Genomic DNA, 22,282 nt, shown 5'->3' with positions numbered 1-22,282 from the left:
TTTATCCAGTAAATCGGTGAGTAATCTTTTCGTGATCAAACCCACACTGCTGGATTGCACTGTGGAGGACCCGGATTGGCGATCTTCGACGTATTGTCACACCCAGCTTTTCGTTCTACCGCCTCAAGTCTGCGGTATCGGCATTGAGGGTTTTTCGCGCGTGCTCGACATTTACCACTTCAGCTACGGCTGGATCACCCCGGTTCTCGCCTACTTCATGTCCGTCACGGGCTGTCTGCTCGGACTGCAGTGCGCGGCCCGCGGTCGCAATGCCACCGAGGGACGGGTCGGCTGGCTCATCGGCGCCGCGATCGCGATCGGCGGAACCGGAATCTGGGTCATGCATTTCATCGCGATGCTCGGCTTCACCATCCGCGGCACCGAGATCCGCTACGACATCCCGTTGACGCTGTTCAGCGCGATCACCGCGATGGTGGTGGTCGGAATCGGGCTGTTCATGGTCAACAAGCCGCAGCCGACCCTGCGCTCACTGCTCACCGGTGGCGTCATCACCGGCCTCGGTGTCGGGACCATGCACTACACCGGCATGTACGCGATGAGATCCAGCGCGACCGTGCGATACGACCCGGCGATCGTGGCCCTGTCGATGGTGATCGCGGTGGTGGCATCGGTCGTGGCGCTGTGGTTCACGTTGCGCGTCAAGGGATTTCTCGCCACCGTGGGTGCGGCACTGATCATGGGTGTGGCCGTGTGCGGCATGCACTACACCGGGATGGCCTCGATGCACGCGCACACCGGACATCAAACCGCGCCCGCGACCGGCGCCGAGGCGATGCAATTGCTGGCGCCGCTGATCGGGGTGAGCAGCATCGTCACCATGCTCGTGCTGATCAGTGTGAGCCTCACCGAGATCGAGAACGAGGAAGCACTGCCACGCATGTGGCTCACCTCGCGGCACCGGCCCCAGCCGCGGCCGGCCGCGCCCGCGCGCCCGGCCGCGCAGTACGCGCCGCCGGTCCAGCACGAGTACCGCACCGAGGAATTGAGTTACGACGGTGCGGGCGCCTGGCCACGCCGGGTCGTCGACTGATCAGGTCGTCGCGACACCCGAACGGCGCCTGACGAATTCGGCCACCGGCTCGACGACCCGGGCCGCGATCGGGCCGAGGATCGCCATCAGCAGCACATAGGCGGAGGCGAGCGCGGCCAGCTTCGCGTCGGCCTTGCCGTAGGCGACCGCCAATCCGGCGATGACGATGGAGAATTCGCCGCGCGCCACCAGCGCGGCGCCCGCCCTCGCCCGACCCATCTGCCGGATTCCCTGCCTGCTCGCCGCCCACCAACCGACCGCGATCTTGGTGCCGGTGGTCACCACCGCCAGCGCGACCGCCCAGGCGAACACCGGCGGGATCGCGGTCGGGTCGATCGACAGACCGAACGCGACGAAGAAGATCGCCGCGAACAGATCACGCAGTGGCTCCAGTAGTTTCGCGGCCTCGTGCGCGGTGGACCCCGAGATGGCGATGCCGAGCAGGAACGCGCCGACCGCGGCCGAGACATTGAGCGCCGAGGCCGCCCCGGCCACGAGCAGCGCGGCGCCGAGCAGCTGGAGCAGGAACACCTCGCGATCGGCGCTGTCGAGCACGGCCGAGACCACCCGCCCGAACCGCAGCGCCACCACGAGCACCACCGTGATGGTCGCCAGCGCGACCGCGAGGGAGATCAATCCGCTCAGCAGGCTCAACCCGGCCAGCATCATGGTCAGGATCGGCAGGTACACCGCCATCGCGAGGTCTTCGAGCACCAGGATCGACAGCACCACGGGCGTCTCGCGGTTACCGAGACGGCCCAGATCGTCGAGCACCTTGGCCACGATCCCCGACGACGAGATGTAGGTGACCCCACCGAGCACGACGGCGCCGAGCACACCCCAGCCCATGATGAGCGCGACCGCGACCCCGGGCAGGGCGTTGGCCACCAGATCGAGCACTCCGGCGGCCCAGGAGCGCCGCAGACCGGTCATCAGCTCGGGGGCGGTGTACTCGAGCCCGAGCAGCAGAAGCAGCAGCACGACGCCGATCTCGCTCGCCATGTGCCCGAACTCGGTGGCGGCGTCGAGCTCGATGAAACCGCCGCGACCGAACGCCAGTCCGCCCAGCAGGTACAGCGGAATCGGGGACATCCCGAAGCGGCCCGCCACTCGCCCGCAGATCCCCAGCGCGAACAAGATCACGCCGAGCTCGAGCAGAGCCAAGGCCTGCGAGGTCACGGCGGTCAGCCGTGCACGAGAATCTTCGCGGCCGCTTCCAGGCCGTCCGGGGTGCCGACGACCACGAGCAGATCACCCTCGGTGAAGGTGAAGTCCGGGCCGGGTGACGGGTGGAGCTGACCGGCGCGCATCACCGCGACGATCGAGGTCTTGGTGCGGGTGCGCATGCCGGTCTCGCCGAGCGTCCGGCCCGCGTAGGGGGATTCGTCGACGATGGCGAGCTGGCGGGTGGTGATGCCCGGCAGATCGCGATGGTCGTCGTTGAGTTTGGCGACCAGCTGCGGCGCGCCGAGCAGGTTCGCCAGCACCGACGCCTCGTCGGTGGACAGCGGCACCTGGGCGGCGATGGCGTCCGGGTCGTCGGGTTTGGACACGATCAGATCGATGTCACCGTCGCGGTGGGCGACCACCCCGACGCGGCGCCCCGACCTGACTTCGAAATCCTTGCGCACTCCGATGCCCGGTAGCGCTGTGACGTCGACGTTCACACCGTCAACAGTAGACGCGCCCGGCCGCGATTGTGGTCTACGCCACTCCCTCCCGGCGCGGTGTGCTGAACACGCCGTCGGATCCGGGCAGATACGGCTGCGCGGCCAGCACCGCGGCGACCGGCAGCGCCGCGTAGAGGTGCGGGAACAGCATCGACGACGGGTCGCTCGGCACGCCCGGTTCCCACTTCACCGCACCGGTGAACGCCGCCGGATCCAGCCACAGCACGACCATGTCGGCGCGCCCGGCAAAGAGTCGATTGGCGGGCAGGTGGACCTGCTCCGGGGTGGACAGGTGCACGAAGCCCGCGTCGGCCAGCGAAGGCGGTCTGCGCTCGCCCACGCGGCGAGCTTCCTCCCATTCTTGGGAAGAACACAGGTGAACAAGGGTGTGAGTGTCGGATGTCACGGGTAATCTCCGGGTAGACAACAGGTTCGGACGGTCAAGACCCTGTCACAACTCGATCGTGTTCGGCCCGCTTCGGTGCTCGGCTCGTCCGTAACGAGCAACACCGCAGCGAGCGACATATCGGTGAGCGGCAGGTTCGAGTGGGAGGTGGCATCAGCGCTTCGCGGGTGATCGGTGGGTGCTCGAGACCGACGACCGGCGGGTGTTCGCTTTCAGCGAAACCGCAGGTCTGTTATCGAAAACACAAAGATTCACTTCCGGGAACAAAGCCTGAACCCCGAACGTCTGACAGAGTAGTCGTACCACTGCTGGGAAGTAGCGGATGCGAGCCGCGTGGAGTGACCACGAGGCCCACACCTAGGCGAACGGCCACGCAGCGCCGGGAGCCGGGACGGAGGAGTCATGCCAGGAACACTGACCAGCACCCCACTGACCGCACTCGATCGTTGCGATCGCTGCGGGGCGGCTGCCCGAGTGCGTGCCGTGCTTCCCGCGGGTGGCGAGTTGCTCTTCTGCCAGCACCACGCGAATGAACACATGGACCGCTTGCGCGAACTCGAAGCCGTGCTCAACACGGACGAAGCTCCCGCGATCTGACCACTCCTCGCGTCCGAAACAACCACATCTGACAACAGAAAACTCCCGACAGCGGGCGACCCGGACAGGGCGCCCGCTGTCGCTGTATCCGGGTATCCCGGCTATCGGGCGTCGGCGAGAATGCCGTCGACGAGGGTCGCCACGCCGTAGTCGAACGCGCCCTCCGGGTCGGCGGGCGCCTGGTAGTGCTCGCCGACGGCCGTACCGACCCGCCCGGCGAGCGGGAATTCGCCTGCGGGCATCACCTGGGCCAGCAAGGGGCCGTTGACCTCCCACCATCGGGCGTCGCTCAGCTGCGCGGCGGCGCCCGCGGCCGCGATGGCGAGGCGGGCATTGCCGGTCGCGAAGTCGGTGAGGACCGCGATCGCGCGGTCCATGGCCAGATCGCTCAGGCCGATGCCCTCGATCGCGGCCAGCTGATGTTCGTAGCGGCGCATCCGGGCGGGGCCGAGCACCTGGCGCCACGGGGACACCGCGAGGAGCCAGGGGTGCTCGATCAGCTCGGCCCTGATCCGGGTGGCGACGGTGATCATGCGTTCGCGGACCGGCAGGTCGGCCGGGATCGGGGAGTCCGCGGCGGCCACGGCGTCGACCATGAGCACGATCAGGGCGTCCTTGCTGGGGACATAGGTGTAGAGACTCATCGCGCGCAGACCGAGTTGCGTGGCGACCGCGCGGATCGTCAGCTTGTCGATGCCGTCGCGGTCGGCCAGGGTGATACCTGCCGCCACCACATCGTCGACGGTGAGCCCGGGTTTCGGGCCGCGCGCGCCCGGCTTCGACGGCAAGGAGTGCCGCCACAGCAATTCGAGGATCCGGGTGGCCTGAGCGGTCGATTCCCCGTCCTGGTCAGCGGGCACGAGCCATCCTCTCCGGAGATTGTGTCGAGCGTTCGGGAACAAACTCAGTACAGTGTACGTTGAAACTCAGTACAGTGTACGTTGTTCGGTTGTTCGTGCTGCCCGATCAGAGGAGAACGTTCTGCCCGCCATTCAGGCCACCTACCTTCCCGACCGTCACCTGTTCGCCCTGTGGACGTGGACCGGGCACGACACCGGCCCCGCGCCGACGGGAGTCGGCGATCCGGAACAACTCACCCTCGCGCTGCCGGTCGGCGAGCGCGGGGCGATCGAAACCGTCGAGGTGGCGACCGCGGTGGTCACCCCCGCCGAACTGGCCGACGTCACCCTCGGCGACCTCGCCCCGTCCGCGCTGGCCTGGCGCGCGTCGATGACCGACGAGCGGTCCTTCGCCTTGCCCGCCGCCGCGCACGCCGTCCCCGATGCGGTCGGCACCGCCATCGTGTCCGCCGAGCGGGCGGCGCGGGTCTTGCGCGAGACGCGGGCCCTCGACGGGGAGCTGGCGGGAGTTCTCGATGCCACGCTGCGGCCGTATCAGGTCCGCGGGGTGGGGTGGTTGCGTGAGACCGTGTCGGCGTTCGGCGGGGCCGTGCTGGCCGACGAGATGGGGCTCGGGAAGACGGTGCAGACCATCGGGTTCCTGCAGGGCCGCTCCGACGGTCCGCAGTTGGTGGTGTGCCCGACCTCGCTGGTGGGCAACTGGGTGCACGAGATCGAAAGGTTCGCACCGGGGTTGAAGGCGGTGTCGTGGCGCGGTGGCGCGGTGCCCGCCGGCGCGGGGACGGTTCTCGTGACCGGGTATCCGACCCTGCGGCTGCACGGGGCGGCACTGACCGGTGAGCAGTGGGTCACCGTGGTGTTCGACGAGGCGCAAGCGCTGAAGAATCCGCGCACCCAGGTGTCGCGGGCGGCGCGCGCGCTGACCGCCGACGCGAAGGTCGCGCTGACCGGAACGCCGGTGGAGAACCACCTCGACGAACTGTTCGCACTGCTCAACCTCACCGTGCCGCGACTGTTCGCGCATCGCACGCAGTTCCGGCGCCGGTTCGTGCGGCCGATCGAGGAGGGGTCGGCCACGGCCGCGGCACGACTCAGGGACGCCGTCGAGCCGGTTGTCCTCGGACGCAAGAAGCTTCAGGTGGCGGCGTCACTGCCCGCGAAGATCCACAGCGATCTGCTGTGCGATCTCACCGCCGAGCAGGAACGGGTGTACGACGCGGTGCTCGCCGACGCCCTCGATGAGGGCTTCGGCTCCGGCCTGCAACGACAGGGACGGGTACTGGCCGCGCTCACCCACCTCAAGCAAGTGTGCAACCACCCCGGACTGGTTTCCGGCGACCTGGGCGAACTCGCGGGCCGTTCCGGCAAACTCGACCTGTGCACCGACATCGTCGCCACCAACCTCGACACCGGTGACCCCACGCTGATCTTCACCCAGTACCGCAAGACCGGCGACCTGCTGGTGCGGCACCTGGCCGAGCAGTTCGGCATCGACGCGCCGTTCTTCCACGGTGGGCTCGACGCGACCCAGCGCGGCGACCTCGTCACCCGCTTCCAGGCGCCGGACGGGCCGCCGGTACTGATCCTGAGCCTGCGCGCGGCGGGCACCGGCCTCACCCTCACCCGCGCGGCCGATGTGATCCATTTCGATCGCTGGTGGAATCCGGCGGTGGAGGCGCAGGCCTCGGACCGGGCGCACCGGATCGGGCAGACCCGCACCGTCACCGTCACCACCCTCACCAGCGCCACCACGGTGGAGGAGCACATCGCCGCGATGCATACCCGCAAGTCCGCGCTGACGGACCTGTCCGATGCGGCGGGCATCGCCGAACTGGCCCGCCTCGACGACGACGCCCTCGTCGACATCCTGCGCCGGAAGCGAGAGAACTGATGGCCGACAACGAATTCGGTTACACCCAGTGGGGTCGGGATTGGGTGCGCCTGGCCGAACCGCTGCGCCAGACCCGGCCGGAACCACTGCTGCCCCGCGCCCGCAGCATCGCGCGCAACGACGGCGTGCGCGTCGAGATCGAGGGGCGAACGGTGCGCGCGCACCTGCATCGCGGCGGTCAGGCCTCGATCGCACACGTCGAGGTGGCGCCGCTGTCGCGGGCGGCGGTGACCGCGATCGGCCAGACGATCACCGACCCGACCGTCCTCACCGACGAGATGCACCGGGCATTGGTCGACGCGGGCCACTCCCCCGCGCCGACCCTGGTCAGCGCCGATTGTTCCTGCTCGGCGCGGACCGCGCGCTGCCTGCACGTGTTCGCGACGCTGTACACGATCGCGCGCGGGGTCGACGAGAATCCGCGCCTCGCACTGGAATTGCAGGGCTACTTCGACGCGACCGCCGAATCCGACGCGCCCACCCAGGAACAACGCTGGACTCCCCTGCACACCCTCGACCCGGCCGACTTCTTCGACATCGCCCGCTAGGCGATCAGCCGACGAGACCTCCTCGAACGCAACGGGTTATCCGTGAGTCCTGCCGATCCCGCTCGACGAAACCGGCATCCGGAAGATACACAGAGCCCGTTCGGGCTGCGCCCGCCGCTCAGGCGTTGGTGCCGCCGTCGACGGTGAGGATCGCGCCGGTGATCGATCTGCCCGACGGACCCGCGAGGAAGGCGACGAGGTCGGCCACGTCGGCGGCGGCACCGAAACGGCCCAGCGCGTTGAACTCCCGTTGCGCAGGGGCGTGCCCGCTGTCCGCGGGGTTCATGTCGGTGTCGGTCGGTCCGGGCTGGACGAGGTTGACCGTGATGCCGCGCGGACCGAGCTCGCGCGCAAGGGCTTTGGTGAAGCCGTTGAGGGCCGACTTGCTGAGGTTGTAGAGCGACAGTCCACCGAAGAGCGCGCGTTCGGACAGGTTGGAGCCGATGGAGATGATCCGGCCGCCGTCACCGAGGTACGGGAGGGCAGCCTGGCCCGCGACGAAGGCGGCGCGGGCGTGGATGTTCAGCGCGCGGTCGATCTCGTCGAGGGTGAACTCCTCGTAGGGCTTGGCCGGGAAGATACCCGCGTTGTTCACGAGGACGTCGAGCCCGCCCAGTTCGCGCGCAGTCTGTTCCACGGCGGCGACGACCGCTGCGGCGTCGCCGCTGTCGGCCTTGATCGGCAGCGCCCGCCTGCCCAGCGCCTCGATCTCGGCGGCGACCGCCTTCGCGGCGACCTCGTCGCGCTGATAGGTGAACGCCACATCGGTGCCGGCGGCGGCCAGTGCGCGGGCGATGGCCGCGCCGATCCCGCGGCTCGCGCCGGTCACCAGGGCCACGGTGTTGCTGCTCGTCATCAGGTTTGCTCCAATTTTGTAGTAGTCGATACACAAATAGAGAAGCGTATCCACAGCACCCTCGTCAAGAGTTTCTTACCGATCGACACAGAAATAAGTGGACGAGGCCGTCCGCCGCCGCGGGCACGGTATATTTACCGATCGGCACAGAAAGGTTTCGCATGGCAGAGCGCGGGCGCCCCCGAGGCTTCGATCGTGAGGTCGCGCTGCGTCGCGCGATGGAGGTGTTCTGGGAGCTCGGCTACGACGGCGCCTCGATGAGCGACCTCACCGCCGCCATGGGCATCAACTCCCCCAGCCTCTACGCCGCCTTCGGCGACAAGGAGGCCCTGTTCCGCGCCGCCGTCGAGCTCTACCGCCGCACCGAGGGCTCCTACACGGCGACGGCGCTGCGCGAGCAACCCACCGCCTACGCCGCGATCGAGGCGATGCTGCGCGACAACATCACCCACTACACCGACCCCGGTCTGCCCAACGGCTGCATGGTGGTCCTCGCCGGCGCGACTTACACCACCCGCAACGCCGCGGTGCGCGAATTCCTGGTCGAAGCCCGTCGCCACACCACGGCCGACATCCGCGCACGTCTCGATCGCGGCGTCACCGACGGCGATCTCGCCGCCGACACCGACACGGCTTCGCTGGCCATGCTGTACAGCACCGTTCTGTACGGGTTGTCGATCCAGGCCAGAGACGGCGTCAGCCCCGGCGAACTCAGCGCCGCCGTCGACAGCGCGCTGCGCACACTCGACGCCGCGACACGCTAGGCGAAGCCCGCGGGCCGGCGCGTCGGCGAGGTTCGATCTCTCAGAGTCGACGCAGGGCGGCGATACGTTCACCCAATTGATCGACACTCGCCAAGGCCGTAGGCGGACCACCACATTCGCGACGGAGTTCGCCGTGGATCACGCCGTGGGGTTTGCCGGTGCGGTGGTGGTGCATCGCGACGAGGCTGTTGAGTTCGCGGCGCAGCTCGCCCAGTTTGTCCGAGGTGGCGACACGTTCGGCGACGGCCGCGGGCTGGGGGGCGGACTCCTGCGCGGCACTACGGTCGGCCAGCTGACGGGTCTGACGGTCGCGCAGGAGAGCACGCATCTGGTCGGCGTCGAGCAGACCGGGAATGCCGAGGTAGTCGGCTTCCTCGTCGCTGCCCGCGATGGTGGCGGTGCCGAAGGAGGAACCGTCGTAGATCACCTGGTCGAGCTCGGCGTCCGCGGCGAGGGCGACGAAGGACTTCTCGTCCTCTCCGGGCTCGTCCTTGGCCTTGTTCGCGTCCATCAGGAGCTCGTCGTCGAGGCCGTCCTTCTCGCGGTGCGGCTTGCCGATAACGTGATCGCGCTGCAACTCCAGCTGCGCGGCCAGGTCGAGCAACACCGGCACCGACGGCAGGAACACGCTCGCGGTCTCGCCCGGCTTGCGGGCACGCACGAAACGGCCGATGGCCTGCGCGAAGTACAGCGGCGTCGAGGCGCTGGTGGCGTAGACGCCGACGGCGAGGCGTGGCACGTCGACACCTTCGGACACCATGCGCACCGCGACCATCCACGGCTGGGTGCCCTTCCCGAACTCGCCGATGCGCTGCGAGGACTGCGGGTCGTCCGAGAGCACCACCGACGGCCGCTCGCCACAGATGTGCTCGAGCAGTTCGGCGTAGTCGCGGGCCCGCTCCTGATCGGTGGCGATCACCAGACCGCCCGCGTCGGGCATGCCCGAGGCGCGCAGCTGACGCAGGCGCACATCCGCCGCGCGCAGCACCGCCGAGATCCAGTCACCTGCCGGGTCAAGGGCCGTGCGCCAGGCCCGCGCGGTGTGTTCGGCGCTGAGCGGTTCGCCGAGGCGGGCGGTGTGTTCCTCGCCCGCGCTGTCGCGCCAGTGCGCGTCACCGGAGTAGGCCAGGAACACCACCGGACGCACGACGCCGTCGGCGAGCGCGTCGGCATAGCCGTAGGAGTGATCGGCGCGCGAACGCGGGAACCCACCCTCGTCGGGCTCATAGGTGACGAACGGGATCTTCGAATCGTCACTGCGGAACGGGGTTCCGGTCAGCGCCAGTCGGCGCGTCGCGTCGCCGAACGCCTCCTCGGTCGCCTCGCCCCAGGTCTTGGCGTCGCCCGCGTGGTGGATCTCGTCGAGGATCACCAGCGTGCGACGGTTCTCGGTGCGCACCCGGTGTCGTGTCGGGTGCGCGGCGACCTGGGCATAGGTCACCACGACGCCGTGATAGTCGCCGGAGGTCGCGCCGGTGGAGTTGGAGAACCGCGAGTCCAGCTGGATCCCGGTGCGCGCGGCCGCGGCGGACCACTGGTGCTTGAGGTGCTCGGTCGGCGCGACGACGGTGATCTGATCCACCGTACGATCGGCCAGCAACTCTGCGGCAACACGCAGCGCGAAGGTGGTCTTACCGGCGCCGGGCGTCGCGACCGCGAGGAAGTCACGCGGCTTGGTGGCCAGGTACTTCGTCAACGCGCGCCGCTGCCAGGCGCGCAACGAACCCGACGGGGCACCTCCCGCGGCAATCTCGCCCGGTGTCCCCGCTTGCTTCGCCGTAGCGGCGCCACCCGACCCAGTCACGCAGTCGACCCTAGCCGCCCGATGCGGCGTGTCGCCAAACCGACGCGGGGTGGGCGACAGGCATCACAACCGCGCCCGTGGTCACTGGCCATTTACCTGTTACCCGCCGACACGATGCCCGGCCCGCACCACACAGACCCCCAACGTGCGGGATGCTTGACACCGAGATGAACAACGACCAGGTCCCAGCTGCCGACGCGGCGCACCCGCCGCAGGCGCTCCCGCCCCGCGACTCGCCCGCGCGCCCTGCGGTCGGCGCGCGGGCCGCTCCGCAACGTCGCAGCGATCACGCGCCGTGGGTGCGATGGCTCGCTACGGCATGGCGACTGGTGGTCCGGGTCGCGGTCAAGTGCTGGGACAACTCGATATTCGCCAAGTCCGCGGCGGCGGCGTTCTGGCAGACCCTGTCGCTGGCACCACTGCTGCTCGGCCTCCTCGGCAGCCTCGGCTATGTGGGCGGATTGTTCGGGCCCGACACCGTGCAGATCGTGGAGAGCAAGATCATCGCGTTCAGCCGCGACTTCTTCAGCCCGTCGGTGGTCTCGGACCTGATCGAACCGACCGTCGACGACGTGCTCGGCCGAGGGCGCGGCGCGCTGGTGTCGGTGGGTTTCGTGCTGTCGCTGTGGGCCGGATCCTCGGCGATGGCCACCTTCGTCGACGCCATCGTGGAGGCGCACGGACAACAGGACGCCCGTCATCCGATCTGGCAGCGGATCTTCGCGCTGCTGCTCTACGTGCAGTTCCTGGTGGCCGCGGTGCTCATCCTGCCGGTGATCGCACTGGGTCCCACCAGGATCGGGCGAGTGCTGCCCGAAGCGTGGCGGGAGCCGGGATTGCGGCTGATAGACACGTTCTACTACCCGATCGTCGGGCTGCTGCTGATCGTCGGGCTGACCACGCTCTACAAGCTGGCCCTGCACAAATCACTACCGTGGCATCGGCTGTTCGGCGGCGCGCTGGTGGCCGGGGTCTTCTTCATGGCGGCCAGCGACCTGCTGCGCCGGTACCTGTCGTGGATCACCGCCACCGGGGTGAGCTACGGCGCGCTGGCCACCCCGATCGCGTTCCTGCTGTTCACGTACTTTCTCGGCTTCGCGGTGATCCTGGGCGCGGAGTTCAACGCCGCCGTTCAGGAGTTCTGGCCTGCCCGGGCCACCCGGATCGAGCAGGTCAAGGAATGGATCACCAGCCAGGTGCGGGGTGACGACGACGATGACGATGAGCACGACGAAACCGCCGGGGCCTGCTCCGAGGCACCGGCGTCACCGACCGAGCCCTCGGCTCAGTCGCCGTCCTTGCGCAAGCCCTCGTAGACCTTCTTGCAGTCCGGGCACACGGGCGAGCCGGGCTTGGCCGAACGCGTCACCGGGAAAACCTCGCCACACAGGGCGACGACCATCGTGCCCATCACGGCACTTTCGGCGATCCGGTCCTTCTTCACGTAATGGAAGAATTTGGGGGTGTCGTCGCTGGTCGTCTCGTCGGTCGTGGTTTCCGGGCGTACCAGAGTGTCTGTACTCACGCCTTCCATGATGCCGCATCCCGGCCCCGGGCCGCTGACCAGCCGCGTGTGCGCTCGATGACGCCGAGTGGAAGACTCGGGGTATGCAGTCCTACGGCGATGTCCCAGGCGCCGACGAACCGAAGCCGGACCCGGAAGTGACGATCCCCCCCGAGCCTAAGTCCTCGCGTGGGTTCTTCCGGCCCGCCCCCGCCGAACACGCCGTGCTGATCACCGAGGCCGCGCCCTCGCTCGACGACCAGCATCGCGCCAGGGTGCGCCGCTACACGTTCATCATGGCCTTCCGGATCCCCTGCCTGATCCTGGCCGCGATCGCCTACAGCGCGTTCGAGAACCCGCTGCTCTCGATCCTGATCATCGCCGCCTCGGTGCCGCTGCCGTGGATCGCGGTGCTGATCGCCAACGACCGCCCGCCGCGGACCAAGGACGAACCCAGCCGCTGGGACGGCCGCACGAACCAGATCGCGCTGGAATCCGGACAGCACAAGACCCTGGAATAGCGGCTGGGTTCGGCTACACGGCCGTTGCCGGTCTGCGGACCAGCATCGACATGACCGCGGCGATCCCGCAGAGCGCACCCGCCACGTACCAGGCGAGGTCGTAGGAGCCCTGGACGTCGCGGATGAAGCCCGCGCCGGTGGCGGCCACGGCGGCGCCGACCTGGTGGGCGGCGAAGACCCAGCCGAACGCGATCGGGCCGTCCGCGCCGAAGAGTTCGCGGCACAGCAGCACGGTCGGCGGGACGGTCGCGATCCAGTCCAGGCCGTAGAACACGATGAACACCCACATGCTCGGCTCGGTGTGCGGCCCGAGCAGCGACGGCAGGATCAGTAGCGAGAGCCCGCGCAGCGAGTAGTAGCCGAGCAGCAGGTAGCGCGGATCCACGCGGTCCGAGAGCCAGCCCGAGGCGATGGTGCCTGCCACATCGAAGATCCCGACCAGGGCGAGCAGTCCGGCCGCGGTGGTCGGCGGCATGCCGTGGTCGTGGGCCGCGGTGACGAAATGGGTGCCGACCAGGCCGTTCGTCGATGCCCCACAGATCGCGAAACCGCCCGCCAGCAGCCAGAATCCGGGTCGGCGCGCGGCCGCGGCGAGTACCTTCAACGCCCGGTTGGCACCGCCCACGATCGGGACTCGCGCACCCGCGTCCGAATCGGTCGGCGCCCCGTACGCGCGGACACCGACGTCGCTGGGATAGTCGCGCACGAACAGCCAGACCAGCGGCACCACCGACAGCGCCACTGCCGCCACGATCAACGACGGCAGCCGCCAGCCGTGCTCGGTGGCCAGCATCGACACCAGCGGCAGGAACACCAGCTGACCGGTGGCGCCCGCCGCGGTGAGCACTCCGGTGACCAGGCCACGACTCCGGACGAACCAACGGCCGGTGATGGTCGCGACGAACGGCATGGACATCGACCCGACGCCGACACCCACCAGCAATCCCCAGGTCGCCACCAGCTGCCACGCCTGAGTCATGAACACCGTCAGCCCGCTGCCCGCGGCGATCAGCACCAGCGCCGAACACACCACCTTGCGGATGCCGAATCGGTCCATCAGCGCGGCGGCGAACGGCGAGATCAGGCCGTAGAGCAGCATATTCAGCGAGATGGCGGTGGAGATCGTGGCGTGTGACCACCCGAATTCGGTGTGCAGCGGCTCGATGAGGACGCTGGGGACCGAGCGGAAGGCGGCCGCGCCGAGCAGGGCGACGAAGCCGACGCCCGCCACGATCCACGCGGGATGGAGTCGACGACGTTCGTCGGTGACCGATGCCGGTGCGGAAGTGAGGTTGTCGGCCGGGTCGTCGCCGGTGGGCGGCGCGGGCGCACGTAAATCGGTCACTCGGCCAGCGTGCCGGATCGACGGCGAGCGAGCGAGTGGCCGGTGTGACATGTTTCGTCAATATCCTGCCATCGACGGGGTCGGTTGGGCGCGCGCGAGCGAAACGCGGCACGAAGGCCGTGACAGCGGAGCCCCGCAGGCTGAACCGACAAGGCTGTCGACAGCGGAGCGCGGGCAGCCTACCGTTCGGACAGGACCATCCGAGCTGCCCGACAGGACAACCGAATCCGGCCGACGGCTTCCGAGGTGCCCTCATAGCGGAAGGGAGACAGCATGATTCGCTGGACCTGGGCCTTTCTCGACCGACCCGTCGATACTTTCGCCGACTGCGCACGATTCTGGGCGAAGGTCACCGACTCCACCGTCTCGCCACCGCGCGGCGAACACGATGAGTTCATCACCCTGCTGCCCGCCACCGGGCCCGCGTGGATCAAGATGCAAGCCGTCCACGACGACGGCGGCATCCACCTGGATCTCGACGTCGACGATCTCCCCGCGGCGATCGCGACCGCGACCGGGCTCGGCGCCCACGTGGTCGCCGAGGTGGATGACTACACCGTGCTGGAATCGCCTGCCGGACAGACGTTCTGTCTCATTCCGTCTACCGAGCCCGCCGGTCTCGGTCCGGCGCCGATCACGGTGTCGACCGCGCCCGACGGCACAGTGACCCGCCTCGACCAGATCTGCCTCGACCTGTCCCCCACCGACATCGACGCCGATACCGCCTTCTGGCAGACACTCACCGACTGGACCCACAAGCCAGGCCGCCGCCCGGAATTCTCGCGCCTGCGCGGCCCCGACCAGCCACTGCACTTTCTGCTCCAGCGCCTGGATGAACCCGGCCCCACCGGCGCGCACGCCGACCTGGCCTCGTCGAACATCACCGCCACCGCGGCCTGGCACGAATCCCTCGGCGCCACCCGGGTCACCGACGCCGAACACTGGATCGTCCTGCGTGACCCCGGAAATGCCTTGTACTGCGTGACATCGCGGGACCCGTACACCGGCTGAACCACCGCAGACAGCGACCTGCCGCGAGCACAGCCGATGTGCCACTGCGACCCAGCGGCTTTCCATCCAGTCCGCGAGAGGAACAAGCCGCCGCGGCTACCGCGGTATTCGGGCGAGTCCAGGTCTGCGCACGCGACGACACGCAGTGGCAGCTGGTCGTTCTCGGTGCTCGTGGCCCTGGCAGAGTGGTCGGGTGCCTACGAACCCGACGATGACCGACTCCCCGCTCACCGCGCTGTGCCCGGACCTGCGCACCGCGCTGATCCGGGTCGGCTACGACGCCGACACCCTCGTCGAGGCGTTGGGTCCCGATGTGCATGCGGCACTGAGCCGTTCGGAGCCGGTGCCGGTGCGGCGGGCGGCGCGGGCGGCGGGCGACCTCGGCACGCTGGTGCGGTTGCTGCTGCTCGGAGACGTCCTGCCGGAGCGCGACGTCGCGACCGCACTGGCGCCGGTGCGCATCGACGCCGCGGTGGCGGCGGGTCTGCTCACGCGCGACGGTGACCAGGTGCGGGCCGCGCTGGATCTGCGGCCGCTCGATGCCGGCGCGGGTACCCGGTGGATCCTGTCCGATCTCGACGATTCGATGCGGCGGCGCACACTCACCGAGGATCACGTCCTCGGCGTCGGGCACGCGTCACTGTCGTTGCTGCGCGCCACCCCCACCGAACCCGTCGGCACCGTGCTGGATCTGGGCACCGGCTGTGGTGTGCAGGCCGTGCACGCGGCGGGTTACGCGGGTCGGGTCACCGCCACCGATGTCAACGCACGGGCCCTGTGGCTGGCGCAGGCCACGGCCGCGCTCAACGAACTCGATATCGAACTGCTCGAGGGGTCCTGGTTCGAGCCGGTGGCGGGGCGACGCTTCGACCAGGTCGTGGCCAATCCGCCGTTCGTGGTCGGTCCGGCCCGCATCGAGCACACCTATCGCGACTCCGGGCTCGCCCTGGATGGGGCCAGCGAGCTGGTCATCGGGCAGGCGCCCGAGCTACTGGCCCCCGGCGGCACGGCGGCCATGCTCGCCGCCTGGGTGCACGTGGACGGCGAGGACTGGCGCCGGCGCGTGTCGAGCTGGTTGCCCGCGCACGGCGTCGACGCGTGGGTCGTACAGCGCGATGTCGCCGATCCTGCCCTCTACGTCGGTACCTGGTTGCGCGACGCGGGCCTGGACCCGCGCGACCCGGCCGCCCAGGAACAGGCGGCGCGCTGGCTCGACGCCTTCGAGGCCGCCGATGTCGAAGGTGTCGGGTTCGGGTTCGTCTATCTGCGCGCGATCGACGGCCCCACCGAACTCCTCGCCGAGGACCTCACCCACGGTTTCGACGACCCGCTCGGCACCGAGGTGGCCGGGTACTTCGCGCGGTCGGCGTGGTTGCGCGCGGTGGCCTCCGACGAAAACCTCGCGTGGGCATCCCGTTTCGCGCCGAGCCCGGCGACCGCGCTGGAGCGGGTGTATCTGCCCGGCGAGTTCGGCTGGACCGAGCAGGTGGCCCGGCTGCATCGCGGCGACGGACCACGCTGGCAGCACGAGGTCGACGAGTCGACGGTCGCGCTGGTCGCGGGAATGCGGCCCGACGGGCTGCCGTTGTACGAACTGATCGAACTACTCGCCCTCGCCGACGGAGCAAACCAGGTCACGCCGGAATTCGCCGCCCAGGCTCTCGGTGTGGTCGCCGGACTCGTCCGTCACGGACTGGTGCGGCCCGTCTGAGCCGCCCCGCGGTGGCAGCGAGTTCCGACCAGGACCCTCTTCTCAGGAACTTCTCAGCCGTTGGGGTGGGAACCAGCAGCTCAGAGCGGTTTATCGACCGCGGGATCGGGAACTTTCTCTAAGTCGGGTCCGTTGATCGGAGTGAGACACCACCGACAGGAGGCAAGTCATGACAAGCCCCGCCACCACTCGTTTGCGCCCCAGCGAGGCCGATATCGACGCCCAGAGCCCCGCAGCCGATCTGGTACGCGTGTACCTCAACGGAATCGGACGCACGGCACTGCTCACGGCGGCCGACGAGGTCGAATTGGCCAAGCGCATCGAGGCGGGCCTGTATGCCCAGAACCTGCTGTCAACCAGTAAGCGGTTGACGGCGGCTCGCAAGCGTGACCTGGCGATTCTGGTTCGCGAGGGCTCTGCCGCCCGCTCGCACCTGCTCGAGGCCAACCTGCGTCTGGTCGTATCCCTGGCCAAGCGCTACACGGGCCGCGGCATGCCGCTGCTGGACCTGATCCAGGAGGGCAACCTCGGACTGATCCGCGCGATGGAGAAGTTCGATTACGCCAAGGGCTTCAAGTTCTCCACCTACGCCACCTGGTGGATCCGTCAGGCAATCACCCGCGGCATGGCCGATCAGAGCCGCACCATCCGGCTGCCCGTGCACCTGGTCGAACAGGTGAACAAGCTCGCCAGGATCAAGCGAGAACTGCATCAGCAGCTGGGCCGCGAGGCCACCGACGCCGAGCTCGCCAACGAGTCGGGCATCCCGGTGGAGAAGATCGCCGATCTGCTCGACCACAGCCGCGACCCGGTGAGCCTGGACATGCCCGTCGGCAACGACGAGGAGGCTCCCCTCGGCGACTTCATCGAGGACTCCGAGGCCACCTCCGCCGAGAGCGCCGTCATCGCCGGCCTGCTGCACCACGACGTGCGCAGCGTCCTGGCCACCCTCGACGAGCGCGAACAGCAGGTCATCCGCCTGCGCTTCGGTCTCGACGACGGCCAGCCGCGCACCCTGGACCAGATCGGCAAGCTCTTCGGCCTGTCCCGCGAGCGGGTCCGCCAGATCGAGCGCGAGGTCATGTCCAAGCTGCGCAAGGGCGACCGCGCCGACCGCTTGCGCGCCTACGCCAGCTGATCCGAAAACTCGACGGCCCCGCGGGGTCGTCTGCCGAAACGCCGACCGGCGACCGCGCACCCCTCCCCTCCGGGTCGCGAGCCGGTCGGCGTTGTTCGTTCCACCGGACCGATCGGCCATCGTTCAGGCCAGCCGACGGGGGCCGGTGTCGAAGCGGCTCGGTTCCGGGCCGATGCGCGCTCGGGCGTAGATGATCTCCGCCGAGGCCGAGGCGGCCAGGACGGGGTCACAGGAGAGTTCGCGCATCTGGGGGATGTCGTCGAACAACGCCGAGATGCGTTGAGCCAGCGCGGCCAGCGCGGCTTTGTCCACCCCCACTCTGCCCGGCCCGTCCGAGAGCAATGGCGCCGCGCGTGGTGCGTCGATGAGCGCGGTCGCTTCCTCCTCGGTCAGCGGTAGGGCGCGGTAGGCGCGGTCGCCGAGCAGGTCGATGATCATGCCGGACAGGCCGAATTGGATGACCGATCCGAACGAGGGGTCGTCGGTGACGCGCAGCACGCAGCCGACACCCTTGGTCGCCATCTTCTGCACGTGCAACAGCGGATCGCCACAGATCTCCACCAGGTCGGTGTAGGCCTGCCGGACCGCCTCGGGTCCCCACAGATCCAGACGCACGCCGATCAGATCCGGTCGGCGCCGCCACAGCTCCCCCGTGGCCTTCGCCGCGACCGGATATCCGAGTTCCTCGGCCGCGGCGACCGCCTGTTCGGCATCGCGCACAGCCCGGAACTCGACCACGTCGATGCCGTAGCACCCGAGTAGCCGCACCGCCTCCTCGTCGGTGAGCCACCGCCCGCCCGACTCGGCGAGCCAGCCCTCCACCAGCGCCGCCGCGGCCGCGGTGTCGATTCCTGGCGGGCGCACCACCGGCGAGATCGGCCGATCCCGCCAGCGCGCGTACCGATCCACCCTGGCCAGCGCTCGCGCGGCTCGCTCGGGATCCGGATAGGACGGGATGGACCCGCGGGCCGGCGCGCCCGCGGTGGTACGCACCGCCAACTGTCGCGGAATGCCCGATTCCGCGACGAACGTGGTGAGCACCGGCTTGCCCGGCGCCGCCGCGGCTGCCGCCCGCAAGGCGTCCCCGAAGCCTTCCATCGGCACCGGAACGGGCGGGGCGACCACGACGATCACCGCGTCGACCTCCTCGCTACGCAGCGCAGCCAGGACCGCTTCCCGGAAGTCGGCCGGTGTCGCCTCCGGGCCGAGATCCACCGGCCCGTCCACGATCGCACTGTCCACGCTCCGTGCGGCCGGGCCGAGGTCGCCCTCGGTGTGGCTGGTCGGCCCGGCGCTGTCCGAGGTCCGGTGAGCAGGCCCGGCACTGCCCACAGTCCGCTGGGACGACCCGGCGCTACCTCTGGTCCGGTCGGCCGGCCCTACGCCACCTCTCGTCCGATCGGGCGTCCCGGCGTTGTCCTCGGGCCGGTCGGCCGGTCCGCTGCCCCTGCTTCGGTCGGGCGTCCCGGCGTTGTCCCGGGGCCGGTCGGCCGGTCCGCTGCCCCTGCTTCGGTCCGGCGCCCCAGTGCTGTCCCCGGGCCGGTCAGTCGTCCCGGCATCGGCCGGGCCCCGGCTTCCCCGCCGGGCGCCGCGCAATCCCCACGCCGTCCGCCCGGCACGATCCGCGCCTCGCTCGGCGCGCTCGCCCGGCCGAGCGCTGCGCAGGTCCGGCTCCGGCGGCCGCGCGGCCTGCACACCGCGTTCGGTGGGCCGGGCTCCAGGACCTCGGTCGACCGCGGTGACGGGCCGGTGCACCCGCAGCCCTTCGCTGCGGGCGGCGTCGATGGCCAGCCAGTTCAGCGCGGCGCTGTTACCGACCACCGCGACCCGGGGGCCCTTCGGTAGCGGCTGACAGGCCAGCAGCGCGGCACAGTCGAACAGTTCGGAGATGGAGTCGACCTGGATGATCCCGGCCTGACCGAAGAGGTCGCGGACCACGATGCGGTCCATGTCGGCGCCGGCCGCGAGGCGGCCGCTGCTCACCGCGACGATCGGTTTGCCGCGGGCCACCCGGCGTGCCAACCGGGAGAACTTGCGTGGGTTACCGAAGCTCTCCAGATACAGCAGGATCACTTCGGTGTCAGCGGCGGTGTCCCAGTACTGGAGCAGGTCGTTGCCCGAGACGTCGGCCCGGTTTCCCGCCGAGACGAACGTCGACAGACCGAGGTTGCGGGCCGCGGCCTCGCCGAGGATCGCCGCGCCGAGGGGGCCGGATTGGCAGAAGAAGCCGATTCGCCCGCGCTGGGGTAGCACCGGCGCCAAAGTCGCGTTGAGACCGACCGCGGGATCGGTGTTGGCGATGCCGAGCGCGCTGGGTCCGACCACACGCATCCCATGCCCGCGCGCCGCGGCGACCAGGTCGTGTTCGGCGGCCAGCCCGGCTGCCCCGGTCTCGCCGAAGCCGGCGGTCAACACGACAAGGCCCTTGACCCCCTTGGCCATGCAATCGTCGAGGACCGCCCCGATCGCGGCGGGTGGCACCGCCACCACCGCCAGGTCCACCTCGTCGGGGATCTCGCTCACCGCGGCGTAGGCGCGCACGCCACGGACCGAGCGCCGGTGCAGGTTCACCGGGAACACGGGTCCGCTGAAACCGCCTGCCAGCAGATTCGCGAATACCGCGCCGCCGACCCGGGTCTGTTCCGGTGACGCGCCGATCACCGCGACCGAACCGGGTGCGAGCAGATTGCCGACACTGCGTGCTTCCGAGGCCGCCTCCCGCGAATCCCGCACGGTGCGCAGCGCTTCGGTGGGGTCGATGGCGAATTCGAGGTGTACCTCGGAACCGTCACGACTGCGCTGCAGTTGGTAGCCGGCCTCACGGAAGACCGTGATCATGGCCTCGTTCTCGGCCAGCACCTCGGCGACGAAGGCGATCACCTCGTTCTCGGCGGCGGCACCGGCGAGGTGTTCGAGCAACACCGAGCCGAGCCCACGCCCCTGGTGCTCGTCGGCGACCACGAACGCCACCTCGGCCGCGCGTGGGCCCGGCCGGGCGAGCAGTTCGTAGCGGGCCACGCCGATGATCGCCGTGCCGAGCACCGCGACGAGACCGACCCGATCGCGGTAGTCGACGTGGGTGGTGCGGTACATGTCCTTCGGCGAGATCTGCGGGTACGGACCGAAGTAGCGCAGATACCGGGTGCGATCGGACAGGCCGGTGTGAAAGGCCGCGAGCGCGTCGGCATCGGCGGGCACGATCGGGCGCACCCGGACCACGCCACCGTCGGCGGCGAGCACATCGCCGTACCAATGTTGAGGCGGGGCAGGCGGATTCGCGGGCGTGTCGGCGGTATCGGGTAGCAGTGGCTCAGTCACGAGGATCCTCCGGATCGAGCCCGAGCAGGCCGAAACTCGCCCGCCGGGTGGCCGTGATCGCGGTGTCGACCGCGCGCTGCGCGCGGATCTGGCCCGCGTCGCCGATCTCGGGTGTGCCGCCGGGACCGTCCCAGGCCCGATAGGCGGTGTCGCCGCCGTCACCCATGGTCGTCGGTGGTTGCACACGTGGCGCGGAGGCTCGCACGTGGTCGATCCAGTCGGCGGGCACCGGCGTTTCGGGGGCGAGCGGCCTGTCCAGTGCCGCGGCGAGCAGGTGGGTCCAGGCGCGCGGCACCACCCGCACCACGCCGTATCCGCCACCGCCGATGGCCAGCCACCGCCCTTCGGCGTGTTCGTCGGCGAGGTCGCGCATCGCGAGGAAGGCCGCGCGCTGACCGTCGACGGTGAGCTCCAGATCGGCCAGCGGATCTTCGCGGTGGGTGTCGACACCGCACTGGCTGATGATGATCTGCGGCCGGAACGCGGCGACCGCGCCGGGCGCCACCGCGTGAAATCCCCTCAGCCACTGCGCGTCCCGGGTGCCCGGCAGGAGCGGCAGATTGATCGAGGTACCTTCGGCCGTCCCGACCCCGGTCTCTTCGGGCCAGCCGGTATTGGGCCACAACGTCGCCGGATGCTGGTGTATCGACACCGTGAGCACCCGCGGATCGGCGTAGAACGCGCGTTGCACACCGTCGCCGTGGTGGACGTCGACATCGAGGTAGGCGATGCGGTCGAAGCCGTGGTCGAGCAGCCACGAGATGGCGATCGCGGCGTCGTTGTAGACGCAGAACCCCGCCGCCGAATCCGGCATGGCGTGGTGCATTCCACCGCCGATGCTCACAGCCCGCCGGGTACGGCCCGCCGCGATCTCCCTGGCGGCGGCGAGAGTGCCGCCGACGATCACCGACGCCGCCTCGTGCATCTTCGGGAACACCGGATTATCGGCGGTTCCGAGCCCGTAGAGGACATCCTCGGGCGTCGGCGGGCCCTGTCCGGCCCGGCGCACCGCCTCGATGTAAGAGCTGCTGTGGACCCGCATCAGATCGGCCTGGGTGGCCGCGTCGGGTGCCAACGGCTCGACACCATCGAGAAGACCTAGGCTTTCGGCCAGCGACATGGTGTATTGCAGGCGCGCTGGCTTCATCGGATGCTCCGGACTCCAGGTGTAGCCGAGGAATCGCTCGGTCCACACGACGGTCCCACTGGTTTCGCTGCGCGGCGACGTGACCATGGTCGCCACGCTAGCCGGAAGCAGCAGCCCCCGTGCGGCGTTGACATGCAGTA

At 69.5% G+C, this 22,282-nt stretch carries 20 protein-coding genes; 10 read left to right on the top strand and 10 right to left on the bottom strand.

The genetic code is table 11. From position 1 onward, the window contains the following. Positions 1–160 precede the first annotated feature (160 nt). Complete coding sequence (locus tag ACFVVI_RS01940) at positions 161–1,051, top strand: MHYT domain-containing protein (RefSeq protein ID WP_378988634.1); 891 nt, start codon at positions 161–163, stop codon at positions 1,049–1,051. Here ACFVVI_RS01940 and ACFVVI_RS01935 read toward each other — a convergent pair whose 3' ends face one another. The 3 genes from ACFVVI_RS01935 to ACFVVI_RS01925 are packed head-to-tail and all read right to left on the bottom strand — an operon-like array spanning position 1,052 to position 3,127. Next, positions 1,052–2,230 (bottom strand): cation:proton antiporter, encoded by a 1,179-nt coding sequence (locus ACFVVI_RS01935; RefSeq protein ID WP_378988632.1) that lies wholly within the window; start codon positions 2,228–2,230, stop codon positions 1,052–1,054. It abuts the gene before it with no gap. A gap of 5 nt (positions 2,231–2,235) precedes the next feature. After that, entirely contained in the window at positions 2,236–2,718 is a 483-nt protein-coding gene (locus ACFVVI_RS01930; RefSeq protein ID WP_101466659.1) for a cation:proton antiporter regulatory subunit, read from the bottom strand. Positions 2,719–2,755: 37 nt separating this feature from the next. Continuing rightward, positions 2,756–3,127 carry a DUF952 domain-containing protein gene (locus ACFVVI_RS01925; RefSeq protein WP_378988630.1) on the bottom strand — a complete coding sequence of 124 codons (372 nt, stop codon included), beginning with the start codon at positions 3,125–3,127 and terminating at the stop codon, positions 2,756–2,758. A 402-nt stretch (positions 3,128–3,529) separates the two neighbouring features. On the opposite strand from ACFVVI_RS01925, the gene ACFVVI_RS01920 reads away from it, so the two are divergent. Further along, positions 3,530–3,724: a hypothetical protein gene (locus tag ACFVVI_RS01920; protein WP_378988628.1), complete on the top strand. Its 195-nt coding sequence runs from the start codon at positions 3,530–3,532 to the stop codon at positions 3,722–3,724. A gap of 101 nt (positions 3,725–3,825) precedes the next feature. Here ACFVVI_RS01920 and ACFVVI_RS01915 read toward each other — a convergent pair whose 3' ends face one another. Next, entirely contained in the window at positions 3,826–4,584 is a 759-nt protein-coding gene (locus ACFVVI_RS01915; RefSeq protein WP_378988626.1) for a TetR/AcrR family transcriptional regulator, read from the bottom strand. A 160-nt stretch (positions 4,585–4,744) separates the two neighbouring features. On the opposite strand from ACFVVI_RS01915, the gene ACFVVI_RS01910 reads away from it, so the two are divergent. Beyond that, positions 4,745–6,475: a DEAD/DEAH box helicase gene (locus ACFVVI_RS01910; RefSeq protein WP_387444423.1), complete on the top strand. Its 1,731-nt coding sequence runs from the start codon at positions 4,745–4,747 to the stop codon at positions 6,473–6,475. Continuing rightward, entirely contained in the window at positions 6,475–7,023 is a 549-nt protein-coding gene (locus tag ACFVVI_RS01905; RefSeq protein ID WP_387442495.1) for a hypothetical protein, read from the top strand. Before ACFVVI_RS01910 ends, ACFVVI_RS01905 begins: the two co-directional genes overlap by 1 nt. A 118-nt stretch (positions 7,024–7,141) precedes the next feature. Here ACFVVI_RS01905 and ACFVVI_RS01900 read toward each other — a convergent pair whose 3' ends face one another. Next, the gene (locus ACFVVI_RS01900; RefSeq protein WP_387442493.1) at positions 7,142–7,879 is read right to left on the bottom strand and encodes an SDR family NAD(P)-dependent oxidoreductase; all 738 of its coding nucleotides are present in this window, start codon (positions 7,877–7,879) and stop codon (positions 7,142–7,144) included. A 161-nt stretch (positions 7,880–8,040) separates the two neighbouring features. Between ACFVVI_RS01900 and ACFVVI_RS01895 the strand changes: the two genes are divergently transcribed. Further along, on the top strand, positions 8,041–8,643 hold the full coding sequence (locus ACFVVI_RS01895; RefSeq protein ID WP_387442491.1) for a TetR/AcrR family transcriptional regulator: 603 nt from the start codon (positions 8,041–8,043) through the stop codon (positions 8,641–8,643). A 40-nt stretch (positions 8,644–8,683) separates the two neighbouring features. On the opposite strand, the gene ACFVVI_RS01890 is transcribed toward ACFVVI_RS01895, so the two are convergent. Then, positions 8,684–10,393 carry a DEAD/DEAH box helicase gene (locus ACFVVI_RS01890; protein WP_378628281.1) on the bottom strand — a complete coding sequence of 570 codons (1,710 nt, stop codon included), beginning with the start codon at positions 10,391–10,393 and terminating at the stop codon, positions 8,684–8,686. Positions 10,394–10,599: 206 nt separating this feature from the next. On the opposite strand from ACFVVI_RS01890, the gene ACFVVI_RS01885 reads away from it, so the two are divergent. Beyond that, positions 10,600–11,763, top strand: coding sequence for a YihY/virulence factor BrkB family protein (locus ACFVVI_RS01885; RefSeq protein WP_387442489.1), 1,164 nt, complete (start codon positions 10,600–10,602; stop codon positions 11,761–11,763). On the opposite strand, the gene ACFVVI_RS01880 is transcribed toward ACFVVI_RS01885, so the two are convergent. Continuing rightward, complete coding sequence (locus tag ACFVVI_RS01880; RefSeq protein ID WP_056815556.1) at positions 11,733–11,972, bottom strand: DUF3039 domain-containing protein; 240 nt, start codon at positions 11,970–11,972, stop codon at positions 11,733–11,735. The genes ACFVVI_RS01885 and ACFVVI_RS01880 overlap by 31 nt on opposite strands. A gap of 83 nt (positions 11,973–12,055) precedes the next feature. On the opposite strand from ACFVVI_RS01880, the gene ACFVVI_RS01875 reads away from it, so the two are divergent. Then, entirely contained in the window at positions 12,056–12,472 is a 417-nt protein-coding gene (locus tag ACFVVI_RS01875) for a DUF3099 domain-containing protein (RefSeq protein ID WP_378988616.1), read from the top strand. A 13-nt stretch (positions 12,473–12,485) separates the two neighbouring features. Here the strand turns inward: ACFVVI_RS01875 and ACFVVI_RS01870 are convergent, their stop codons facing one another. Beyond that, positions 12,486–13,817, bottom strand: a complete 1,332-nt coding sequence (locus ACFVVI_RS01870) for an MFS transporter (RefSeq protein WP_387442485.1) — start codon at positions 13,815–13,817, stop codon at positions 12,486–12,488. A 273-nt stretch (positions 13,818–14,090) separates the two neighbouring features. On the opposite strand from ACFVVI_RS01870, the gene ACFVVI_RS01865 reads away from it, so the two are divergent. The 3 genes from ACFVVI_RS01865 to ACFVVI_RS01855 all read left to right on the top strand — a co-directional run bounded on the left by ACFVVI_RS01865 (position 14,091) and on the right by ACFVVI_RS01855 (position 17,677). Next, complete coding sequence (locus ACFVVI_RS01865) at positions 14,091–14,828, top strand: VOC family protein (RefSeq protein WP_387442483.1); 738 nt, start codon at positions 14,091–14,093, stop codon at positions 14,826–14,828. Between the two features lie 211 nt (positions 14,829–15,039). Beyond that, positions 15,040–16,539, top strand: a complete 1,500-nt coding sequence (locus ACFVVI_RS01860) for a methyltransferase (protein WP_387442480.1) — start codon at positions 15,040–15,042, stop codon at positions 16,537–16,539. A gap of 169 nt (positions 16,540–16,708) precedes the next feature. Further along, a complete protein-coding gene (locus ACFVVI_RS01855; RefSeq protein ID WP_378626663.1) occupies positions 16,709–17,677 on the top strand; it encodes a sigma-70 family RNA polymerase sigma factor in 969 nt (322 codons plus the stop codon). Between the two features lie 123 nt (positions 17,678–17,800). Here the strand turns inward: ACFVVI_RS01855 and ACFVVI_RS01850 are convergent, their stop codons facing one another. Together ACFVVI_RS01850 and ACFVVI_RS01845 are read right to left on the bottom strand one after the other, a co-directional pair. Further along, a complete protein-coding gene (locus ACFVVI_RS01850) occupies positions 17,801–20,995 on the bottom strand; it encodes a GNAT family N-acetyltransferase (protein WP_387442477.1) in 3,195 nt (1,064 codons plus the stop codon). Then, complete coding sequence (locus ACFVVI_RS01845) at positions 20,988–22,229, bottom strand: acetoin utilization protein AcuC (RefSeq protein ID WP_387442475.1); 1,242 nt, start codon at positions 22,227–22,229, stop codon at positions 20,988–20,990. The genes ACFVVI_RS01850 and ACFVVI_RS01845 overlap by 8 nt, the downstream gene beginning before the upstream one ends. Positions 22,230–22,282: the final 53 nt, after the last annotated feature.

Source organism: Nocardia sp. NPDC058114, from assembly GCF_042884695.1.
Classification (GTDB): Bacteria; Actinomycetota; Actinomycetes; order Mycobacteriales; family Mycobacteriaceae; genus Nocardia.
This window is presented reverse-complemented; position numbering and strand designations above follow the sequence as displayed.

What these genes read in the sequence shown, in the direction of transcription:
- ACFVVI_RS01920 (WP_378988628.1), top strand. Translation starts at nt 3,530, where the DNA reads ATGCCAGGAACACTGACCAGCACCCCACTGACCGCACTCGATCGTTGC.
- ACFVVI_RS01905 (WP_387442495.1), top strand. Translation starts at nt 6,475, where the DNA reads ATGGCCGACAACGAATTCGGTTACACCCAGTGGGGTCGGGATTGGGTG.
- ACFVVI_RS01900 (WP_387442493.1), bottom strand. Translation starts at nt 7,879, where the DNA reads ATGACGAGCAGCAACACCGTGGCCCTGGTGACCGGCGCGAGCCGCGGG.
- ACFVVI_RS01895 (WP_387442491.1), top strand. Translation starts at nt 8,041, where the DNA reads ATGGCAGAGCGCGGGCGCCCCCGAGGCTTCGATCGTGAGGTCGCGCTG.
- ACFVVI_RS01885 (WP_387442489.1), top strand. Translation starts at nt 10,600, where the DNA reads ATGCTTGACACCGAGATGAACAACGACCAGGTCCCAGCTGCCGACGCG.
- ACFVVI_RS01875 (WP_378988616.1), top strand. Translation starts at nt 12,056, where the DNA reads ATGCAGTCCTACGGCGATGTCCCAGGCGCCGACGAACCGAAGCCGGAC.
- ACFVVI_RS01865 (WP_387442483.1), top strand. Translation starts at nt 14,091, where the DNA reads ATGATTCGCTGGACCTGGGCCTTTCTCGACCGACCCGTCGATACTTTC.
- ACFVVI_RS01860 (WP_387442480.1), top strand. Translation starts at nt 15,040, where the DNA reads ATGACCGACTCCCCGCTCACCGCGCTGTGCCCGGACCTGCGCACCGCG.
- ACFVVI_RS01855 (WP_378626663.1), top strand. Translation starts at nt 16,709, where the DNA reads ATGACAAGCCCCGCCACCACTCGTTTGCGCCCCAGCGAGGCCGATATC.
- ACFVVI_RS01845 (WP_387442475.1), bottom strand. Translation starts at nt 22,229, where the DNA reads ATGGTCACGTCGCCGCGCAGCGAAACCAGTGGGACCGTCGTGTGGACC.